General features: G+C 30.7%; 1 protein-coding gene. It reads left to right on the top strand.

Translation table 11 applies throughout. The annotated features are described in order from the left end of the window. Positions 1–49: 49 nt before the first annotated feature. Positions 50–381 (top strand): dihydroneopterin aldolase (locus E3E25_RS11490; RefSeq protein ID WP_167893430.1); only part of this gene is annotated, 332 nt, incomplete at its 3' end.

Raw genomic sequence — 381 nt, 5'->3', positions numbered from 1 at the left:
AAAGTGGTATTCAATTAGTTTTAGTTGCTCCATCACTTATCTTTACCGCATGTTATCTATCTGTTTACACAATATTATTTTCAGGGCATATCACGGCTTATACGAAGAAGAAAAAACTAATGGAAATGACTTTGAAGTAAGTGTTGAAGTAAAATATCATCCCAAAGAAAATATCATTCAATCAATTGAACACACGATTAATTATGAAACCATTTTTCGTTTGGTTGAAGAAAGAATGAAAGTTGCTACACCATTATTAGAAACTGTTATAATGGAGTTGGCTGAAAATATTTTGCAGCAATTCAGTTTAGCAGAAGAGGTTTTTATTGCTATCAAAAAATTACATCCACCCATTCATAATTTAAATGGAAGCGTTGGTAT

The organism is Thermococcus sp. MAR1 (assembly GCF_012027305.1).
Lineage (GTDB): Archaea > Methanobacteriota_B > Thermococci > Thermococcales > Thermococcaceae > Thermococcus.
The sequence above is the reverse complement of the archived record's forward strand: the minus strand, read 5'-3'. Positions and strand labels throughout refer to the sequence as shown.